General features: G+C 71.4%; 16 protein-coding genes. 10 read left to right on the top strand and 6 right to left on the bottom strand.

The features are described 5' to 3' along the window. Positions 1 to 246 precede the first annotated feature (246 nt). The gene (locus OG259_RS25510; RefSeq protein WP_015033978.1) at positions 247 to 510 is read right to left on the bottom strand and encodes a WhiB family transcriptional regulator; all 264 of its coding nucleotides are present in this window, start codon (positions 508 to 510) and stop codon (positions 247 to 249) included. A 699-nt stretch (positions 511 to 1,209) separates the two neighbouring features. On the opposite strand from OG259_RS25510, the gene OG259_RS25505 reads away from it, so the two are divergent. From OG259_RS25505 to OG259_RS25495, 3 genes are read left to right on the top strand one after another with little or no spacing between them, the layout of a single operon-like run. Beyond that, complete coding sequence (locus OG259_RS25505) at positions 1,210 to 1,734, top strand: cysteine dioxygenase (protein ID WP_328944383.1); 525 nt, start codon at positions 1,210 to 1,212, stop codon at positions 1,732 to 1,734. Between the two features lie 13 nt (positions 1,735 to 1,747). Beyond that, entirely contained in the window at positions 1,748 to 2,701 is a 954-nt protein-coding gene (gene cofD / locus OG259_RS25500) for a 2-phospho-L-lactate transferase (protein WP_328944382.1), read from the top strand. Further along, positions 2,698 to 4,020 carry a coenzyme F420-0:L-glutamate ligase gene (locus OG259_RS25495; protein ID WP_328944381.1) on the top strand — a complete coding sequence of 441 codons (1,323 nt, stop codon included), beginning with the start codon at positions 2,698 to 2,700 and terminating at the stop codon, positions 4,018 to 4,020. Before cofD ends, OG259_RS25495 begins: the two co-directional genes overlap by 4 nt. 44 nt (positions 4,021 to 4,064) lie before the next feature. Here OG259_RS25495 and OG259_RS25490 read toward each other — a convergent pair whose 3' ends face one another. The 3 genes from OG259_RS25490 to OG259_RS25480 form a co-directional block, all read right to left on the bottom strand. Further along, a complete protein-coding gene (locus OG259_RS25490) occupies positions 4,065 to 5,036 on the bottom strand; it encodes a DNA-3-methyladenine glycosylase family protein (protein ID WP_328944380.1) in 972 nt (323 codons plus the stop codon). A 50-nt stretch (positions 5,037 to 5,086) separates the two neighbouring features. After that, positions 5,087 to 6,169, bottom strand: coding sequence for an NDP-sugar synthase (locus OG259_RS25485; RefSeq protein ID WP_328944379.1), 1,083 nt, complete (start codon positions 6,167 to 6,169; stop codon positions 5,087 to 5,089). Between the two features lie 104 nt (positions 6,170 to 6,273). Next, the gene (locus tag OG259_RS25480; RefSeq protein ID WP_328944378.1) at positions 6,274 to 7,764 is read right to left on the bottom strand and encodes a peptidoglycan recognition protein family protein; all 1,491 of its coding nucleotides are present in this window, start codon (positions 7,762 to 7,764) and stop codon (positions 6,274 to 6,276) included. A gap of 137 nt (positions 7,765 to 7,901) precedes the next feature. Between OG259_RS25480 and OG259_RS25475 the strand changes: the two genes are divergently transcribed. From OG259_RS25475 to OG259_RS25460, 4 genes are all read left to right on the top strand, one after another. Next, entirely contained in the window at positions 7,902 to 8,654 is a 753-nt protein-coding gene (locus OG259_RS25475; protein ID WP_328944377.1) for a TIGR03089 family protein, read from the top strand. A gap of 219 nt (positions 8,655 to 8,873) precedes the next feature. Beyond that, positions 8,874 to 10,082 (top strand): LCP family protein, encoded by a 1,209-nt coding sequence (locus OG259_RS25470; protein WP_328944376.1) that lies wholly within the window; start codon positions 8,874 to 8,876, stop codon positions 10,080 to 10,082. A gap of 267 nt (positions 10,083 to 10,349) precedes the next feature. After that, positions 10,350 to 12,101 carry an LCP family protein gene (locus tag OG259_RS25465; protein ID WP_328944375.1) on the top strand — a complete coding sequence of 584 codons (1,752 nt, stop codon included), beginning with the start codon at positions 10,350 to 10,352 and terminating at the stop codon, positions 12,099 to 12,101. A 50-nt stretch (positions 12,102 to 12,151) separates the two neighbouring features. Further along, positions 12,152 to 13,936, top strand: coding sequence for an LCP family protein (locus OG259_RS25460; RefSeq protein WP_328944374.1), 1,785 nt, complete (start codon positions 12,152 to 12,154; stop codon positions 13,934 to 13,936). 72 nt (positions 13,937 to 14,008) lie between these two features. On the opposite strand, the gene OG259_RS25455 is transcribed toward OG259_RS25460, so the two are convergent. Then, positions 14,009 to 15,028 (bottom strand): glycosyltransferase family 2 protein, encoded by a 1,020-nt coding sequence (locus tag OG259_RS25455; protein WP_328944373.1) that lies wholly within the window; start codon positions 15,026 to 15,028, stop codon positions 14,009 to 14,011. A gap of 170 nt (positions 15,029 to 15,198) precedes the next feature. Between OG259_RS25455 and OG259_RS25450 the strand changes: the two genes are divergently transcribed. Continuing rightward, positions 15,199 to 16,671 carry an LCP family protein gene (locus OG259_RS25450; protein ID WP_443052012.1) on the top strand — a complete coding sequence of 491 codons (1,473 nt, stop codon included), beginning with the start codon at positions 15,199 to 15,201 and terminating at the stop codon, positions 16,669 to 16,671. Then, a complete protein-coding gene (locus OG259_RS25445; protein ID WP_328944372.1) occupies positions 16,668 to 18,164 on the top strand; it encodes an MFS transporter in 1,497 nt (498 codons plus the stop codon). The genes OG259_RS25450 and OG259_RS25445 overlap by 4 nt, the downstream gene beginning before the upstream one ends. On the opposite strand, the gene OG259_RS25440 is transcribed toward OG259_RS25445, so the two are convergent. Then, positions 18,152 to 18,685: an acyl-CoA thioesterase gene (locus tag OG259_RS25440; RefSeq protein ID WP_328944371.1), complete on the bottom strand. Its 534-nt coding sequence runs from the start codon at positions 18,683 to 18,685 to the stop codon at positions 18,152 to 18,154. The genes OG259_RS25445 and OG259_RS25440 overlap by 13 nt on opposite strands. Positions 18,686 to 18,815: 130 nt before the next feature. Between OG259_RS25440 and OG259_RS25435 the strand changes: the two genes are divergently transcribed. Further along, positions 18,816 to 20,078, top strand: coding sequence for an LCP family protein (locus OG259_RS25435; RefSeq protein WP_328944370.1), 1,263 nt, complete (start codon positions 18,816 to 18,818; stop codon positions 20,076 to 20,078). Position 20,079: the final 1 nt, after the last annotated feature.

The raw sequence follows: 20,079 nt of genomic DNA, 5'->3' as shown, positions 1-20,079 counted from the left end.
GCCGGGGTCGCCCGCGGGGGGCGTGGGGAGCGTCTCGGACGGAGGCCCACACTAACGGCTGCACGCGGAGCGGTCCGCCGCCCTGTGGACAGAGCGGGAGGAACGGGCCTGCTTGCCGTGGACGGTGGGGGCGGGGCGGTTTCGCGCCGGGGCACGCGAAACGGTCCGCCGCCTGTGGGTGAACCACAGGGGGCGGACCGTTCGTCGTGGTGTGGCGTGCGCGGGGCCCGGCCGGCTTCGCGCGGCTCAGACGGCGGCCTTCTTCAGGCGGCGTCGCTCGCGCTCGGAGAGGCCTCCCCAGATGCCGAACCGCTCGTCGTTCTGCAGGGCGTATTCGAGGCATTCGGAGCGGACCTCGCAGGCGAGGCAGACCTTCTTGGCCTCGCGGGTCGAGCCGCCCTTCTCGGGAAAGAAGGACTCGGGATCGGTCTGGGCGCACAGCGCGCGCTCCTGCCAGCCGAGTTCTTCGTCCGCGTCCTCGACCAGCAGTTCCTGGAACAACTCGGTCATGTGCGCCCCTCGTCTGTTCTGTGCGTCCCCGTGGTGTTGCCGTTGCGAACCCGGCCGAACGACACGAGTGAAATTACAAGTTCGTGCTCTGCGCGAGTCAAGCCGAGATCTGCTATTGGGCCTCGTATTCACTCTGCGGAACCAAGCCTATGCGGAAAGTGTTCAAATCACCAAAAAACGAGACACATGCCACCGGCCTGGGTGCACCGTGCGCGGCCCTCACGAGAGAGGACGTCCGAGACTTGGATCTTGTTGCGATCCAGCCATGGAAGCGATCCGGATCACAGTCCGATCACGGACCGGCCGGAGTCCACGTGGTGACCGAGCGTGGTCGATCACGCGGGCGCCGCCATGTTTACGGGCACGGTTGAAGCGCCATCTCTCCTGGTCCGCGGCTGAACAAACCTTTCTCCGCGCCATGTAACCGGATGAGGTGAAACATTACCCCCAAATCGGGCATTGGGTTGACAGTCGGGTGCCGTTCCGGCCACCTTTGGTGGCATGCCAGCGACCGCAGCGCTCTCCGCGACCCACAGCCGTGGGTTCCGCAGCGCTGTCCAGGCGCGCTGTTGCTGTTGCTGTCCCAGCTGTTGATGCCGTAGAGCTCCAGCTTTTCTCCCAGCGTCACCCTGCGTCACTCGCGTCACCTCTTCTCCGTGACCCCACCGCTTCTGTTTCTGCTGAGGAACCACCCCACCCATGAACATGGACAGCGACCTTCAGATCGCCGGCGACATCCTCGAGGTCCCGCACCTCCTCCAGCCCGAGCGCGCCCACCCCGAGACGGTGGCCGAGTTCGCCGGCCTCGCGCGCTCGATCGCCGACGACCGCGCCCAGTGGGCCCCGTACGTCGAGTACGACGCCACGACCCGCTGGTACCACCGGCTGCGCACCGGCCCCGGCTACGAGGTGTGGCTGCTCTCCTGGGTGCCCGGCCAGGGCAGCGGGCGCCACGACCACGGGCTCTCCTCCGGCGTACTGACCGTCCTGGAGGGCGAGTTGACGGAGCGTACGGACCGGGGCGCACGGACGCTCACGCCGGGCGCCGAGCGGGTCTTCGCGCCCGGGTACGTCCACGAGGTCGTCAACGACTCCCTCGAACCGGCCGTCAGCCTGCACGTCTACTTCCCGGGCCTCACCGAGATGCCCATGCACGAGTCGCTCCAGGCGCAGTGCGCCCCGGCCACCGCCGCCCCTGTCACCGCGGGTGTCGTCGTCGCCTGAGAGACTGCTGTGCATGCGCATTGTGGTTCTGGCCGGCGGCATCGGTGGTGCCCGTTTCCTTCGCGGCCTCAAGCAGGCCGCGCCGGACGCGGAGATCACGGTCATCGGCAACACCGGTGACGACATCCATCTCTTCGGGCTGAAGGTCTGCCCCGACCTGGACACGGTGATGTACACCCTCGGCGGTGGCATCAACGAGGAGCAGGGCTGGGGCAGGCTCGACGAGTCCTTCACCGTCAAGGAGGAGCTCGCGGCGTACGGCGTCGGACCCGAGTGGTTCGGCCTCGGCGACCGGGACTTCGCCACGCACATCGTCCGTACGCAGATGCTCGGCGCGGGCTACCCGCTGAGCGCCGTCACCGAGGCGCTGTGCGCCCGCTGGCAGCCGGGCGTTCGCCTCCTCCCCATGTCCGACGACCGCGTCGAGACGCATGTGGCGATCGAGGTCGACGGCGAGCAGCGCGCGGTGCACTTCCAGGAGTACTGGGTGAAGCTGCGCGCCTCCGTGGACGCCAAGGCGATCGTGCCGGTCGGCGCGGAGGCCGCGAAGCCGGCGCCGGGCGTCCTCGAGGCCGTCGCCGAGGCGGACGTCATCCTCTTCCCGCCGTCCAACCCCGTGGTGAGCGTCGGCACGATCCTGGCGGTGCCCGGGATCCGTGAGGCGATCGTCGCGGCCGAGGTGCCCGTCGTGGGCCTCTCCCCCATCGTCGGCGACGCGCCCGTGCGCGGCATGGCCGACAAGGTCCTGGCCGCGGTCGGCGTGGAGTCCACGGCGGCCGCGGTCGCCCGGAACTACGGTTCCGAGCTCGTCGACGGCTGGCTCGTCGACACCGTCGACGCGGGCGCGGTCGCGGACGTCGAGGCGGCGGGCATCCGCTGCCGGGCGGTCCCGCTGATGATGACCGACGTCGAGGCGACGGCCGCGATGGCGCGGGAGGCCCTGGCGCTCGCCGAGGAGCTGCGGTGACGTCGTCGGTGGACCCCGTGGAGGCTTCCTCGTACCGGGTCTGGGCGCTGCCCGGGCTCCCCGAGGTGACGGCCGGGGACGACCTGGCCAAGCTGATCGCCTCCGTCTCGCCCGAACTCGTCGACGGGGACGTCCTTCTCGTCACCTCCAAGATCGTGAGCAAGGCCGAGGGACGGGTGGTCGCCGCCGACGACCGCGAGGAGGCCATCGACGCCGAGACGGTACGGGTGGTGGCGCGGCGCGGGACCCTGCGCATCGTCGAGAACCGGCAGGGGCTCGTCATGGCCGCCGCCGGGGTCGATGCCTCCAACACACCCGCCGGGACCGTGCTGTTGCTCCCCGAGGACCCCGACGCCTCGGCGCGGCGCATCCGTTCGGGGCTGCGCGAGGCGCTCGGCGTCGACGTGGGCGTCGTCGTCACGGACACCTTCGGGCGGCCCTGGCGCGCCGGGCTCACCGACGTGGCGATCGGCGCGGCGGGGGTGCGGGTCCTCGACGATCTGCGCGGCGGGACCGACGCGTTCGGCAATCCGCTGAGCGCGACCGTGGTCGCCACCGCCGACGAACTCGCGGCCGCGGGCGACCTGGTGAAGGGCAAGGCGGCCGGTCTTCCGGTCGCCGTCGTGCGCGGCCTTCCGCACGTGGTGGGCGGGGACGAGGAGCCGGGGGCACGGGCGCTGGTGCGCTCCGCCGCGGACGACATGTTCCGGCTCGGCACCTCGGAGGCCGTACGGGAGGCGGTGACGCTGCGGCGGACCGTACGGGAGTTCACGGCGGAGCCGGTCGACCCGGGCGCGGTACGGCGGGCGGTCGCGGCGGCCGTGACGGCGCCGGCCCCGCACCACACCACGCCGTGGCGGTTCGTGCTCCTGGAGTCGGCGGGGTCGCGGGTACGGCTGCTCGACGCGATGCGCGACGCGTGGATCGCGGACCTGCGGCGGGACGGCAAGTCCGAGGAATCCGTCGCGAAGCGGGTCCGGCGCGGGGACGTCCTGCGCAACGCGCCGTACCTGGCGGTGCCCTGCCTCGTCATGGACGGCTCGCACCACTACGGCGACCCGCGCCGGGACGCGGCCGAGCGCGAGATGTTCGTGGTCGCGGCGGGCGCGGGCGTCCAGAACTTCCTGGTCGCGCTCGCCGGTGAGCGGCTGGGCTCGGCCTGGGTGTCCTCGACGATGTTCTGCCGGGACGTCGTACGGGAGGTCCTCGACCTGCCCGATACGTGGGACCCGCTGGGCGCGGTGGCGATCGGGCATCCGGCGTCGCCGCCCAGGGAGCGGGCGGCGCGGCCGGCTGCGGAGTTCGTCGCGGTGCGGTGAGCCTGCGGCGGGGGGCGTTCCGTGGTGCGGTCGGCCTTGTCGTACTAGAGCGCCGTGATGTCGCCCGGGGTCATGCGGGGTGCCCTGCGGGGCGGTACGCGGCCGCTGAGGAGGATCAGGCGGGCCGCTCGGTGGCGCTGGCCCGCGTAGGGGGCCAGGAGGTCCAGCATCGCCTCGTCGTCGGTCGTACGGTCGCCGGCGAGGGCCCAGCCGATGATGCCGGGGAGGTGGAGGTCGCCGGTGGTGACCTCGTCGGGGGCGCCGTTGCTCCGCTGGATCGTCTCCGCGCTCGTCCAGGGGCCGATGCCGGGGATCAGTTCCAGCCGCCTGCGGGCCGCCGGCGGGTCCATGTGCGCGGCCTCCTCCAGGCGCGCGGCCACCCGGGCGGCGCGGACGATGGTGGCCGAGCGCTTGCCGTCGACGTTCGCGCGGTGCCACTCCCAGGACGGGATCTGTGTCCACGTACGCGCGTCCGGCATCACGTACATGCCGTCCGGGACGGTCTCCGGGCCCGGCGCGGGCTCGCCGTACTTCCGTACGAGCAGCCGCCACGACCGGTAGGCCTCGTCCGCTGTGACCTTCTGCTCCAGGACGGACGGGATCAGCGACTCCATGACCAGACCCGTGCGGGTCAGGCGGAGGCCCTGGCGGCGACGGTGGGTGGCGAGGACCAGCTTGTGGCGGGGGACGAAGGCGGTGGGGTCGTCCTCGGCGCCGAGCAGCGCGGGGGCGTTGTCCAGGAGCCAGTGCGCGCCCGCGCCCCAGGCCTCGGCCTCGGGCCGGCCGTCGCGGACGGTGAGGCGGATCGTGCCGGGGCCGTCGGGGGTGCGGCTGGCCCGCCAGACGGAGCCGTCGGGGGTGACGCGGAAGGTGGGGTCGGCGGGGCCGCGGCGGAGGGGGCCGAGGGTGAGGCCCAGGTCCAGGGGGGCGGTGCCGTCCTGGCGGGGTACGGGGGTGTGGCCGCCGCGGACTGTGCTGCGCGTGGTGGGGGTGGGGGGTGTGAAGCGGCCGGCCATGCTCCGAGCGTAGCCGCCCGCTCCGTGTGCCCCGGGTGCCTCCGCGGGGGCTACTGGTCCGAGGAGAAGCGGACTGCGCCTGCGGGGAGGGTTGCTTCGCACCAGATTCTTATGCCGTCGCGGAGTTCGTTGTCCGGGCCCACCTGGGCGCCGTCGCCAATGACCGCGCCCGTCAGGACCGTGCGGGCGCCGATGCGGGCGCCCGCGCCTATCAGGGAGTCGGTGATCACCGCCCCCGGCTCGACGACCGCGCCGGCCAGGAGCGTGGAGCCCGTGATCCGGGCTCCCTCGCCGACCACCGCGTCCGCGCCGACGACCGTGCCGCCGGTCAGCTTGGCGTCCGGGGCGACGCGGGCCGACGGCAGGACCAGGCGGTCGCCGCAGCGGCCCGGGACGGCCGGGGAGGGGGCGCGGCCCAGGACCAGGTCGGCGGAGCCGCGGACGAAGGCCTGCGGGGTGCCGAGGTCCAGCCAGTACGTGGAGTCGACCATGCCCTGGAGGTGGGCGCCGGAGGCGAGGAGCTCCGGGAAGGTCTCGCGTTCGACCGAGACGGGGCGGCCGGTGGGGATCGTGTCGATGACCGAGCGGCGGAAGACGTACGCGCCCGCGTTGATCTGGTCGGTGACGATCTCCTCGGGCGTCTGCGGCTTCTCCAGGAAGGCCGTGACGCGGCCGGTGGAGTCCGTGGGGACCAGGCCGAAGGCGCGCGGGTCCTCGACCCGGGTGAGGTGGAGCGAGACGTCCGCGCCCGAGGAGGAGTGGGTGGCGACGAGGGCCTGGATGTCCAGGCCCGTCAGGATGTCCCCGTTGAAGATCAGAACCGGGTCGTCGGGGCCCGAACGCAGCCGCGAGGCGACGTTGCGTATCGCGCCGCCGGTGCCGAGCGGCTCCTCCTCGGTGACGTACTCCAGGCTCAGGCCGAGCGCGGAGCCGTCACCGAAGTGCGGCTCGAAGACCTCGGCCAGGTAGGAGGTGGCGAGCACGATGTGCTCGACGCCGGCGGCGCGGGCGCGGGCCAGCTGGTGCGTCAGGAAGGGGACGCCCGCCGCCGGAACCATGGGCTTGGGCGTGTTGACCGTGAGGGGTCGCAGCCTTGTTCCCTTGCCACCGACCAGGAGGATCGCTTCTGTCACCTTGTCGTCTCTGCTTCCTGTTCGGGGCCGGTCAGCTCGCCCGTCTCGGTCGTCCGTGCGATATGACCGGTCAGTTTAGGCAGATGGTTGCCCCGATGACCCCATCAGCTCCTCCCCTGGTACTTCGCCGAGCTCGTGCGGGCCGTTCCGAGCTTGCCGTACAGCCGTGCTCCGGGGCACTCCGTCGCGAACCCGTCGCGGTGTCCCGCGATGGCGTTGAACTTGACCGTGCTGCCCTTCTTGTACAGGTTTCCGCCACCGGAGACGAGGTAGGCCGCCCCCTTCGGATTGACCCCGTGGAGCCCGAGTTTCCAGGCCGTCAGACGGGCGACGGCGGTCACCACGGCGGCCGGCGGGGCGCTCTTGGTGAAGGTGCCGAGGACGGCGATGCCCATGCTGTTGGTGTTGAACCCGAGGGTGTGCGCGCCGAGGACGGGCTTCGCCACTCCCCCGGCCCGGCCTTCGTAGATGTTTCCGCACTTGTCGACGGCGAAGTTGTAGCCGAAGTCTCGCCATCCACTGCTCTGGACGTGGTAGCGGTAGATACTGCGCAGAACGGAGGGCGCCTGGCCGCAGGTGTAGTTGTTGCCGGTCGCGCTGTGATGGACGAAGGCCGCCTTGATCGTCTTGGTGTAGACGAAGCCCTTCTCGCGGATCCGCTCGTCCGCGCCCCAGCCCTTACGGGTGATGATCTTGGGGCGGGGGCCGATGTACGGCTTCGCGGCGGCCGCGGGCGCCTGGGCCTCGGCGGGGGCCTGCGGTTCGGCGGGGGCCTTCGCCTCCTGCGACCTCGGCAGGTACGGGAGTGTGAGCTCGGTCGCTTCCTTCGACAGGGCCGGGATCCAGGCCGCGCCGTAGGGGGCGAGCTGGGCGTTGACGCCGCTGACGGCCGCCTCCGCCGCGCCCAGTCCGGTCAGGGCGAGCGAGGCCGTCGCCGTACGCGTCGCGGTCATGGTCGCGGTCATGGCCGTGGTGGTGGTGGTCGTGGTGGTGGTGGCCGCCGTCTCGGTGGTGGCCTCCGTCTCGGTGGCCTCCGCCGGGGGCTCGCCCGGGTCGACCAGTTCGAGCCGCAGGCCCGTGGGGAGCGGCTCCTCCCCTCGCACCCGGATCTCCACGCCGTCCGAGTCGCCCACCCACAGCGGGGCCGTGGAGCCCTTGAGCGCGCGGCCGGCGCCCTCCGCGGTGTCCGGGTCGGCCCCGTGCTCCTCGTTGTGGGTCTCCACGTCCTGCCAGTCCGACCAGGCGTCGCCGCCGGTGGCCCGGGTGCGGACCTGCACGACGCCGTGCAGGGCGGCCGTCGGGTCGTCCCACACGACGCCGACGAGCGAGAAGGGCCTGACGTCGCGTCGGGTGAGTCCCTGGGCGCCGGTGTCGTCCGTCCCGCCGCCCAGGGCCCGGTCGCTGTCGCCCCATGGCTCCAGCGGCAGGGACTGGGTGGCGCCGGGCACTTCGGGCGCGGGTGGCTGTGCGGAAGCCGCTGGTGGCAGCCCGAGCGCCGAAGGCACCGCGGCCGCCGCGGGTGCGGCGAGAGAGACCGGCAGGGCGAGGACCGTCGCGCAGGTCACGGCGATCGAGGAGGCGAGTGAGGCACGCATAGGCCGATCGTGCGTACCCCGGGGCCGTTCCGCGCGTCGGGAACACGCCCGGAAACTGACACCTCGTCGGGCCGACCGGTGGACGGCGTCACCGGTACGGCGGACCCCCGTGCGGCGGCGCGCGTACGCTGTCCGGCGTGAACGCCAGCGACCGCACCCCCGCCGACCTGCTGCGATCCGCGCTCGCCGCGGACCCCGCCCGCCCCTTGGTCACCTTCTACGACGACGCCACCGGTGAGCGGGTGGAATTGTCCGTCGCCACCTTCGCCAATTGGGTGGCCAAGACGGCGAATCTGCTCCAGGGCGAACTGTCCGCCGCGCCGGGCGACCGGCTCGCGCTGCTGCTGCCCGCGCACTGGCAGACCGCCGTCTGGCTGCTCGCCTGCTCGTCCGTGGGGGTGACCGTGGAGCTCGGCGGCGACCCGGCCGACGCGGACCTCGTGGTCGCGGGGCCGGACGCCCTGGAGGCGGGTCTCGCCTGCTCCGGGGAGCGGATCGCGCTCTCCCTCGCCCCGCTGGGCCGCCGGTTCCCGGCCGCGCCCGCCGGGTACGCGGACTACGCGGTCGAGGTCCCGAGCCAGGGCGACCGGTTCGCCCCGTTCGTACCGGTGGATCCGGACGCTCCCGCGCTCGTCGTCGACGGTGCGGAACGCAGCGGCGCGCAGCTCGTGGACCAGGCCCGCGCGGACGCGGAGGCCCTCGGCCTCGCCCCCGGCGCACGGCTGCTCTCCGGACTCGGTTACGGGGACTGGAAGGGCGTCTCGACCGGCCTGTACGCCCCTCTCGCGTCCGGCGGCTCGGTGGTCCTCTGCCGGAACCTGGACCAGCTCGCCCCCGAGTCCCTCGCCAAGCGCGTGGAGAGCGAGCGAGTGACGGTCACCGCGGCCTGACGGGCCCGGCGTCCGCCCGACAGCCGTCCGTCTCGTCCCGACCCGACCCGTTCGGCCTACAGACGCGCCGAGTCCCCGGGTCCCCGCGCCCCGTCCGGTACATGATCGGCCGGGGGGAGTCGACTCCTTCCGCACAACCATGCGTGGGGTTCGGCCGTCTCCTTCTACGACCGGCGGCCGCCCGGCGCGCCGCCGACGCCATGAAGGACGGACTCAGACGTGACGGACCGTGCGGGTACGCCCGCCGAACCGGATCCCCCGGCAACGGAGGACGCGACTCCCGGGGCTCCGGAGGAACCGCACCGACGCCACTGGCTGCGGTGGACGGCACTCGGCGTCTCGCTCGTGGTGCTGGCCGCGGCCGGGGTCGGCTGGTGGTTCTACCGGAAGCTCGACGGCAACATCACCACCGACACCACCGCCGCCGCCGAGCTCCGGAGGTACGAGAAGGAGCGCCCGCCGGCGGGCGTCTCGGCCGCCCGGAACATCCTGCTCATCGGCTCGGACACCCGGTCCGGCGAGGGGAACCGCAAGTACGGCAAGGACCGGGGCACCCAGCGCTCGGACACGACGATCCTGCTGCACCTGTCGGCGGGGAAGAAGAGCGCGACGGCCATGTCGCTCCCCCGCGACCTGATGGTGACGATCCCGAGCTGTCGCAAGACCGACGGGACCCGGACCCGTGAGCAGTTCGCGCAGTTCAACTGGGCCTTCGAGTTCGGCGGTACGGCGTGCACGATCCGTACCGTCGAGAAGCTGACCGGGATCCGGGTGGACCACCACATGGTGATCGACTTCCGGGGCTTCAAGAAGATGGTGGACGCCGTCGACGGCGTGGAGGTCTGCCTCAAGGAGCCGGTGAACGACGCCGACGCGAAGCTGAAGCTGCCCGCGGGGCGCCAGACGCTCAACGGGGAGCAGGCCCTCGGCTTCGTGCGGGCCCGGAAGTCGATCGGCAACGGCAGCGACACGGAACGCATGGACCGCCAGCAGCAGTTCCTCGGCGCCCTGGTCAGCAAGGTGCAGAGCGACGGGGTGCTGCTGAACCCGACCAAGCTCTACCCGGTCCTGGACGCGGCCACCAAGGCGATCACCACCGACCCCGGGCTCGACTCGCTGCGGGACCTGTACGACCTGGCGCGCTCGATGCGGGCCATCCCGACCGAGAAGGTGCAGTTCCTCACGGTCCCCCGCCGCCCCTACACGTACAACGCGAACCGGGACGAACTGGTACAGCCGGCGGCGAGTCAACTCTTCAAGCAGCTACGGGAGGACAGGCCCGTCGCGGTGACCCCGGGCGAGGAGGAGAAGGCCGGGACGGACCGGAAGACCGGGGCGGACGGGAAGCCCGACGACGCGGACGCCCCGACGCCCACCGCCACTCCCACCTTCACGGGGCGGAACGCGGCCGAGGGAGCGTGCTCCTAGGAGGGCGCCGGAGGGGGCCGCGGGGGCGGTGAGTAAAGGGCACACCAAGGGGAGGGTCGCGAGCGATGAGGTTTGAGCAAATTGCCCGGTTGTAAGGGGCGTGGAATTTGTCACGCGCGTCGCCCCACGCTGAACTGGGCGGATAGTGTGACGCGATCCGGTGCACCCCGACCGCGTGGTCGCACTCACCGAGGATCGAACGACCGAGAGAGCGGCGCCCAGTGGGGGAGGCGCCTCGCGTGGCACCGACGGAGGACTCGAGTAACCGTGGACGCGCACAGCCGTGGACGGGCGGACGAGATCGACCCCGCCGACCAGTGGGTGCTCAACCCACAGACGGGCAACTACGAACTGCGACTGGACCGCTCCGCTGGGCAGTCGCGGCCGCAGACACCGTCCGGGGCCCGTAGATCCACCGTTCCCGCTCCCGCGTCGGGCGACACCTCCGCCGACGCCCCCGTCGAGGCACCCGTCCCCGGCCAGCGCCGCCGACGGGTCTCCGAGCCGGGCGACGGCCAGCAGACGCCCGCGAGCCGCCGCAAGCGCAAGCAGGGCGCGTCCCGCAAGAAGAAGGTCCTGCTGTGGACCGGCGGCACGATGGCGTTCGTCCTCGTCGGCGGCGCGACCGGCGCGTACATGCTCTACAAGAAGCTCGACGGCAACATCGGTTCGGTCGACGTCGGCAACGCCGCCGTCCAGACGGAGTCGATGAACGGGCCGCTCAACATCCTGATCATCGGCAACGACGTCCGTACCGGTGAGGGCAACGAGAGCTACGGCAACAAGACGAACGTCACCGGCCACGCCGACACCACGTTCCTCATCCACATCTCCGAGGACCGGACCAACGCCACGGCCCTGAGCATCCCTCGTGACCTCAAGATCGAGATCCCGGACTGCCCGACCAAGCAGCCCGACGGTTCGACCAAGGTCATCCCCGGTTCCGTCGGGACGACCAAGTTCAACGAGTCCTTCGGCGTCAACGGCCGTGACCCGGGCTGCACGATGCGCACCATCACGCAGATGACCGGCGGAGTGGGGATCAACCACTTCATGATGGTCGACTTCAACGCCGTCAAGACGCTCTCGACGGCCGTCGGAGGCGTGAAGGTCTGTCTGGCCAAGCCCATCCGGGACAAGAACTACTCCAAGCTCAACCTCTCCGAGGGAGAGCACCGGATCATGGGCGAGGACGCGCTCGCGTTCCTCCGCAACCGTCACGGTCTCGGCAACGAGAGCGACCTCGACCGCATCAAGATGCAGCAGCAGTTCCTCGCGTCGATGATGCGGCAGCTGAAGGAGGACACGCTCGACAGCCCGTCGCAGCTGATCGACGTCGCGAACGCGGCGACCGAGGCGCTCACCGTCGACAAGGGCATAGACAGCGTCATCAAGCTGACCACCCTGGCCAAGGAGATCGGGAAGGTCGACCTGAAGAACATCAGCTTCATGACCGTCCCGGTGGTGGACAACCCCGACGAGCCGCCGAACAAGCGGGCGACGGTCGTCCTCGACCAGACCAAGGCTCCCCAGGTGTTCGGGATGATCCAGAACGACGTCTCCTTCACCGAGGTGAAGAAGAAGCAGCAACAGGCGAAGAACGCCCAGGCGCAGGCCCAGGCGAAGCTCCTCCAGGGTGCCCGCGCCGAGGCCGTCGACGTCCGCGTCGACGTCTTCAACGGCAGCGGCATCCAGGGCGCGGCCCAGTCGACCATCAACTGGCTGCAGAACGACGAGGGCGTGACCCGCTCCACCAACAAGAGCAACGCCCCCGAGAAGGCGGCGAAGACCACGCTCGCCTACGCGCCGAACCAGGCCGATCAGGCCCGCAAGCTCGCGGACATGATGGGTCTTCCCGCCGCGGCCCTCAAGCCGGGCACTCAGGACGCGGGGGAACGCGAGCCCATGACGCTCGTCCTCGGCGCCGACTTCAAGGGCGCGGGGGTGCCCATCAACGGTCCGACGAAGGCGCCGGACGTCGAGAAGGTAGAAGCTGACAAGCAGGTGTGCGCCAAGTAGTCCGGAGACACCGGGACTTGGCGGGCTCCTGACTGACGAGGGGACCTGGGGTGGGACAGAACAAGGTGCGTGGGGAGGGAACGCGTGGACGCGTTCCGCGCGCCCGTGAACTGGGCTGGGACGACGAGCTGTACGACGCCGGTGCGGCCACCGGCGCCGGGCCCGACGCTCCCGAGGACAACGAGGCGACCGGGGAAGCCGGCGAGGCCGGGGCTTCCGGTGCCACGACCCGCGCCGAGCGTCGACGTGGCGCCGGAAGCGGCAGCGGCAGCGGTGCCGACGGGCGGGCGGGCCACCGTCGTGGCGGCTCGCGCCGGCGCGCCAAGAAGGCCGGCAAGCGCAAGGCGCTGCGCTGGGTCGCGATCACGCTCGCGGTGCTGATACTCGGCACGGCCGGCGCCGGATACCTGTACTACGAGCACCTCAACGGCAACATCCGCAGCGGCGGCCGCGCGGGCGGCGAGAGCGGCGTGAAGAAGGCCGCGCCCAACGCGCTGGGCGACACCCCGCTGAACATCCTGCTGATCGGCTCCGACAGCCGCCAGGACGACAAGAACATCGCGCTGGGCGGCGGCAAGAACGACAGGGACCGCAAGCCGCTCGCCGACGTGCAGATGCTGCTGCACGTCTCGGCGGACCGGGAGAACGCCTCGATCATCTCCATCCCGCGCGACACGGTCGTCCACATCCCCGAGTGCAAGGACAAGGACGGCACGCCCTACGCGGCCACCGACAACCGGCCCATCAACGAGTCGCTCCAGCGCGGCGGCCCCGGTTGCACCCTCACCACGTGGGAGAGCCTCACCGGGGTCTACATCGACCACTGGCTGATGGTCGACTTCGCCGGTGTGGTGGCCATGGCCGACGAGGTCGGCGGTGTTCCGGTCTGTGTGAAGACCGGCGTGCACGACAAGTCGACCAGGGGTGTGAAGGGCGGCTCCGGTCTGAAGCTGCCGCAGGGCACCACCGAGGTCCAGGGTGAGCAGGCGCTCCAGTGGCTGCGCACCCGGCATGCGTTCGGCAGCGACCAGAACCGTGCCAAGGCCCAGCACATGTACATGAACGGGATGATGAAGAAGCTCCAGAAGCAGAACGCCTGGAGCGACACCGGTCAGCTGATGGGGCTCGCCGAGACGGCCACCAGCGCACTGCAGGTCTCCGACGAACTCAAGTCGGTGAAGAAGCTCTTCGACCTGTCGATGCAGCTGAAGAACGTCAAGATCGACCGCCTGACGACGGCCACGATCCCGACCGTGCCCTACCCGCAGAACCCCGACGCGTGGCTCCTGCCCGTCCGGTCCTCCGCCGACAAGATGTGGTCGATGCTCCGGGACGACGTCGCCTTCGACAAGAACGGCGCCAAGTCCCCCGCCAAGCCGAAGGCCTCGGCCTCCGCGAAGCCGAAGACGGCCGCCGAGGCGCCGGGCTCCTTCGCCGTGACCGTCGCCAACGGCACCGCGGGCACCGACGAGGCACCCGTCGAGGGCCGCGCCAAGGAGATCGCCAAGGTCCTCTCGGGCAAGGGCTTCACGCAGGCCGACTCCTCCAAGGAGGCGCAGCCCCGCGAGGACACGGTCGTCCTGTACCCGAAGGACTCCGGCGACCAGGGCAAGGCGAACGCCCTGTCCGTGGCGAAGGCCCTCGGACTGCCCGACGCCAAGGTCCGGGCCGACGCCAAGGCCGAGGGCATCACCCTCGTCGTCGGAGCGGACTGGCGCGAGGGCAGCGTGTACAAGAGGCCGACGTCCGTCGCGGGCGACCTGCCCGAGGGCGCCTCCGACAAGGCGGACTGCATGGACGTCTACTCGGTCTACAAGTGGGACGGGAAGAGCTGACCCCTCCCCCGCGTGCGAGAACGGCGGCCGGATCCCTCTCGGGACCCGGCCGCCGTTCTCGCACGGGAGCCGTCAGACCGACTCGGACTCGCCGGCCAGGACCGCCGGGCGGCGGCTCGCGATGACCTTCTTCGCCAGGGAGCGGGGGCTCGTCAGGAAGCCGTACCCCCACGACATGTGCATCGTCGCGAGCGCCACCGGGATCTGGAGGCGGGCCTTGAGCGAGAGGCCCTTGCCCGCGGGCAGCGAGCCGGCCGTGATCGCGGCGAGGTAGCCGGCCGGGATCACGAAGCCGAGCGGGGTGAGGACGGCGCCCACGACCAGACCCGCGGCGATGGCGCACACGGCGGTCGGCGGGGCCAGGTAGCGGAGGTTGATGGAGCCCTCGTGGTAGCGCGCCACGACATGGCGCCACCGGCCGTAGTCCTTGTACTGCTTGGCGAGCGCGCGGACGCTGGGCCGCGGGCGGTACTGGACGCGCAGCTCCGGCGAGAACCAGATCAGGCCGCCGGCCTCGCGGATGCGGAAGTTCAGCTCCCAGTCCTGGGCGCGGATGAACTCCACGTTGTAGCCGTCCTGCTGCTCCAGCGCCTCGCGCCGGAACACCCCCAGGTAGACGGTCTCGGCGGGGCCCGCCTCGCCGCCCGTGTGGAAGGCGGCGTTGCCCACGCCGATCTTCGAGGTCATCGCGGCGGCGACCGCGTCCTCCCAGGCGTTCTCGCCCTCGGCGTGCATGACACCGCCGACGTTCTGCGCGCCGGTCTCCTCCAGGAGCCGGACGGCGGTGGCGATGTAGTTCGCGGAGAGCATGCCGTGGCCGTCCACACGCACCACGATCGGGTGACGCGAGGCCTTGATCGCCGCGTTGAGGGCGGCGGGCGTACGGCCCGTGGGGTTCGGCACGGTCTTGACGCGGGGGTCTTCCCGGACGAGCTCGGCGGCGATCTCGTCGGTGCGGTCCGTGGACGGGCCGAGCGCGATCACCACCTCCATCTCGCCGTCGTACTCCTGCTCCAGGATGTGACGAACCGAGGTGCGCAGATACCGCTCCTCGTTGAGGACCGGCATGATCACGGAGACGGGGGGCAGCATGGTTCCTCGGGGGTTCGGGGGTCGCCCCCCGGAAGACAGCGGTTTTGCCCGCCACGTTACCGCGAACGGGGGACAGCGGGCGTGGCGCCCGGGTGGTGCTGCCTTGCGCTGATCGTATGGGCCTACCGTGCTCACGGTTCCCTTTGTCACACCCGCGGAGGTGTCCGTCCGTGCCCACACCGCCCCGCACGCCCCGTCCCCGGCCCGCCGCCCGTTCCGCGCCGGTCCGCCGGCGGCGGAGGCGCCCCCGGTGGGGAGTGCGGATGGCGACGGCGCTCTCCGTGACGGTGCTCGCGGCCGGTGGGATCGGGCATGCCGTGGTGACCGGCCTCGACACCGGGATCACCCGGGTCGACCCCTTCAAGGACATGAAGAACCGGCCGCAGGCCGGGAACGGGATGAACGTCCTCGTCGTCGGCACCGACGGCCGGGACCGGATCACCCCCGAGGAGAGGGCGAAGTACCGGCTCGGCGGCGCGCCCTGCCATTGCACCGACACGGTGATGCTCGTCCACATCTCGGAGGACCGGGAGCGGGCGAGCGTGGTGAGCCTGCCCCGTGACTCGTACGCCGAGATGCCCGAGCACACCGATCTCACCAGCGGCAAGAAGCACCACGCGCATCCGGTGAAGCTGAACGCGGCGTACGCGGAGGGCGGGCCCGGGCTGACCGTACGGACCGTCGAGTCGATGACCGGCGTCAAGATCGACCACTATCTGGAGGTCGACTTCACCAGCTTCATGCGGACCGTGGACGCGGTCGGCGGGGTGCAGATCTGTACGACCCGGCCGGTCAAGGACTCCTACACCGGGCTCGACCTGCCGGCCGGCACCCACGAGCTCGACGGCGGGCAGGCCCTCCAGTACGTGCGCTCCCGGCACATCGACGGGGCCGCCGACATCGGGCGGATGCAGCGGCAGCAGCGGTTCCTGGCGGCGCTGATCGAGCGGATCACGAGTGGCGGGGTGCTGTTCAACCCGGTGCGGTTCCGTGAGGTCGCCACGACGATGCTGAGCTCCGTCCGGGCCGACGAGGACTTCGGTACGGATCAGCTGCTCGCCCTCTCCAAGGCGATGCGCGGCTTCACGCCGGCGTCGTCGGAGTTCGTGTCGGTGCCGATCGGGGACATGAGCTTCCCCGTGAAGGGGATCGGGTCGACGGTGAAGTGGGACGCCACGAAGGCGCAGAGGCTGTTCCGGGCGTTGCGGGAGGATCAGCCGCTGACCGCCGCTTCGTCCTCTTCCTCGGCCTCGGCCAAGGCGCCCGGGGCCGTGGTCGTCGACGTGGCGCCGCGGACCGTGCGGGTGCAGGTCTACAACGGGACCCGGACCGACGGGCTCGGCCGGAAGGTGGACGACGCGCTGCGCGGGACGGGCTTCGACACCACCCGGACGCCGAAGACGGGCGTGGGGAAGGAGCGGGCGCGGACGGTCGTCGAGTACGACCCGCGCTGGGACCGCTCGGCCAAGACGCTCGCGGCGTCGCTGCCGGGGGCGGAGCTTCGGGCGGTCGCGGGGCGCGGCGGGACGCTGCGGGTGACGGTGGGGGCGGACTACAAGGGTGTGACGGCGGTACGGAGCGAGGAGACGGGGCGGCGCGGGCCGTTCGAAGCGGTGACGGGTGACCGGGTGGTGTGCCCGTGACGGCGGAGGCCGTCGCGGCGGACGCCGGACGGTCGGCTTCGGCGGCCGTGCTGATCGTGACCTGTGTCTCCACCCTGATCGTCAACGCCAACACGTCGGCGGTGAGCATCCTGCTGCCGGCGATCAGCGAGGACACCGGGATGTCGCTGGACACCCTGCAGTGGGCCGTCACCGGCTATTCGCTGGTGGGCGCGGCGGTGATCGTCACCTCGGGGGCCCTCGGCGACGTGTTCGGACGCCGGCTGGTGTTCCTGGGCGGGCTGGCGCTGTTCATCGCCTCGTGCGTGCTCATCGCGCTGTCCACCGGTGGCGTGGGGGTGATCGTGGGCCGGGCGATCCAGGGGGCGTCGGGGGCGACGATCCTGGCGTGCGGGATGAGTCTGCTGTCCGTGGCCACCTCCGGTGCGGGGCAGGTGCGGGCGGTGACGCTGTGGGGCGGTGCGTCGGCGGTGGGCGCGGCGGCGGGGCCACTGGTCGGCGGTGTGCTGGTGGACGGTACGGGATGGCAGGGGCTGTTCTGGATCGACGCGGCGATCGCGCTCGTCTGTGTCCCGATCACGCTGAAGGGCGTCGCCGAATCCCGTGATCCCGAACGCAGCCGCTCGATCGACTTCGCGGGGACCGTGCTGATCGCCGCCGTGCTCGCCCCGGCGCTGCTCGCGCTGAGCGAGGGGTCGGACTGGGGATGGACGTCGGCCGCGGTGCTCGGGTGCTTCGCGGTGGCGCTGGCCTCGGCCGTGGGGTTCGTCGCGGTGGAGCGGCGGGTCGAGGCACCGCTGGTGGACCTCCGGCTGCTGCGCAACCGTGTGCTGATCGGGGCGACGGTCGGGATCCTGCTGAGCGCGGGTGTGATCAACGGCCTGATGTACCTGGTCAGCCTCTACTTCCAGAACCCCGCCACGCTCGGGTTGAGCCCGTTCCAGGCGGGCCTGGCCACGCTGCCCGCGACCGTGGGTCTGATCGCGGTCACGCCGCTCGTGCCCAGGGCGGTCCAGCGGCTGGGCATCGGACCCGTGATCGCGCTCGGCTTCGCGGCGGCGACGGCCGGCTGCGCGCTGCTGGTGTTCGTGCAGGGCGACTGGCGGTACGGGGCGTTCGTCCTGCCGCTCGTGCTGCTCGCCGTCGGCCTGGGACTCGTCAACGGCCCGGCGAGTTCGGCGTCCACGTCGGCGGTGTCCGCCGACGCGGTCGGCGCCGCGTCCGGCATCTCGAACATGGCGCGGTACATCGGTGCGGCCGCGTTCACGGCGGCCGTGGCGACGGTCAACACGACGGTGGGGGCGTCACGGACCGCTGACGGGGACGCGGCGGCCGACGCGCTGGCGGCGGGCCTCTCCGGTGCGTGCCTGCTGCTCACGGTGGCGTCCGGCGTGGGCATGCTGCTGTCCGTCCTGGCGGTGCGGGCCCGCCGCCACCGGGCCGCGCCCGGGGCCTACGGTGCGGCAGCGGCCTCGCACGCGCACACCGTCGCCGTCGGTTCTCAGTCCTCGTAGCCCTCGGCCGCCCGGCGCTCGCGGAGTTCCTTGATCGCCTGGCGGCGGGCCAGACGGTGGGTGCGGCGGATCTGGGCTTCCTGGTTGCGGCGCTTGTCCTGTTCCGTTTCCGGGACGACCTGGGGGACGGAGCGCGGCTTGCCGTCCGCGTCGACGGCGGCGAAGACCAGGTACGCGGAGCCGACCTGCGTGGCGGGCGTGGACTCGTTCCAGCGCTCCGCCATGACCCGTACGCCGACCTCCATGGACGACCGGCCGGTCCAGTTGACCTGGGCCTTCACATGCAGCAGGTCGCCGACCCGCACCGGCTCCAGGAAGGCCATCTCGTCCATCGAGGCGGTGACCGCCGGTCCGCCCGAGTGCCGGCCCGCGACGGCGCCCGCCGCGTCGTCCACCAGCTTCATGATCACGCCACCGTGCACGGTACCGAGGAGGTTGGTGTCGTGGCTGGTCATGATGTGGCTGAGAGTGGTGCGGGAGGCGGAGGTGGGCTTGCCCGGGATATCGCCCTGATCTGTCATGCCCTCCACCATATGCCGGGTCCCTCCGCCGTCGCCGTTCGGTCCCCTTTGCATCAGCTTGGCAACAGCACCGGTCCGATATTCCACCCGCCCTGTCGCGCGCAAAGGCATGCCCGGCACACTGGTCCGCATGAATGACTGGCCCGAAGACGGCGGCTACGGCCGTGGCAACGCGAACTCCCAGCCCGAGGGACCTCGCAGGATGAGCCATGTGCAGCGCCCGCAGGTTCCGCAGCAGCCGCCTCGGCACGACCAGGGCTACAACCCGAACTTCACCCAGGCGCAGGGCTCGGGATACGACTCCGGTTACAGCTCCGGCCAGGTGTACGGCGGCCCCCAGGGCGGCGGGCGCGGCAACGTGCCGCCGCAGTACTCGCCGGGCCCCGGCGCCGGTGGTCCGGGGCGTCCCGCGCCGGACTGGCGCAAGCGCATCAAGGTCGGCTCGATCGTCCTGGTCGTCGCCGTCCTCGCCTGGGGCATCGGCACCTACGCCTGGGCCAGCTCGCAGATGCGCAACGAGGTCGACCTCTCCAAGGTCATCGAGCGGCCGGCCGAGGGCGACTGCACGACCTATCTGATCGTCGGCTCCGACAGCCGTGAGGGCATGTCCGCCGAGGAGAAGAAGAAGCTCCACACCGGCTCCGCCGAGGGCAAGCGGACCGACTCGATGATGATCCTCGCGGCCTGCTCCAGCGGGAACACGATGGTCTCGCTCCCCCGTGACTCCTGGGTGACGATCCCGAGCTTCGTCGGCTCCGAGTCGGGCAAGTCGTACCCGGCGCGCGGCGGCTCCAAGCTGAACGCCGCGTACGCGATGGACGGCCCCGAGCTGCTCGTCCGGACCGTCGAGTTCAACACCGGGCTGCGCATCGACCACTACGCGGAGATCGGCTTCGCCGGCTTCGCGAACATCGTCGACGCGCTCGGCGGTGTCGAGCTGAACATCGACAAGGGCTTCAAGGACAAGAAGTCCGGCGCCGACTTCCAGGCCGGCACGCAGACGCTCAACGGCGAGCAGGCCCTGGCCTTCGTCCGCACCCGGTACGCCTTCGCCCAGTCGGACCTCCAGCGGACGAAGAACCAGCAGAAGTTCCTCTCCGCCCTGGCCAACCAGGCGGCGACGCCGGGCACGATCCTCAACCCGTTCGAGCTGTACCCGACGCTGGGCGCCGGTCTGGACACGCTGATCGTGGACAAGGACATGTCGCTGTACGACCTCGGGAAGATGTTCTTCGCCATGAAGGGCATCAGCAGCGGTGACGGCAAGTCCATGAACATGCCGATCTCGGGCAGGGCGCCGCAGAACTCCCTCAAGTGGGACATGCCGAAGGTGAAGCAGCTGGTCGAGCAGATCAAGAACGACGAGAAGGTCACCGTCGAGTCGAACCCCTGAT

The organism is Streptomyces sp. NBC_00250 (assembly GCF_036192275.1).
Lineage (GTDB): Bacteria > Actinomycetota > Actinomycetes > Streptomycetales > Streptomycetaceae > Streptomyces.
This window is presented reverse-complemented; position numbering and strand designations above follow the sequence as displayed.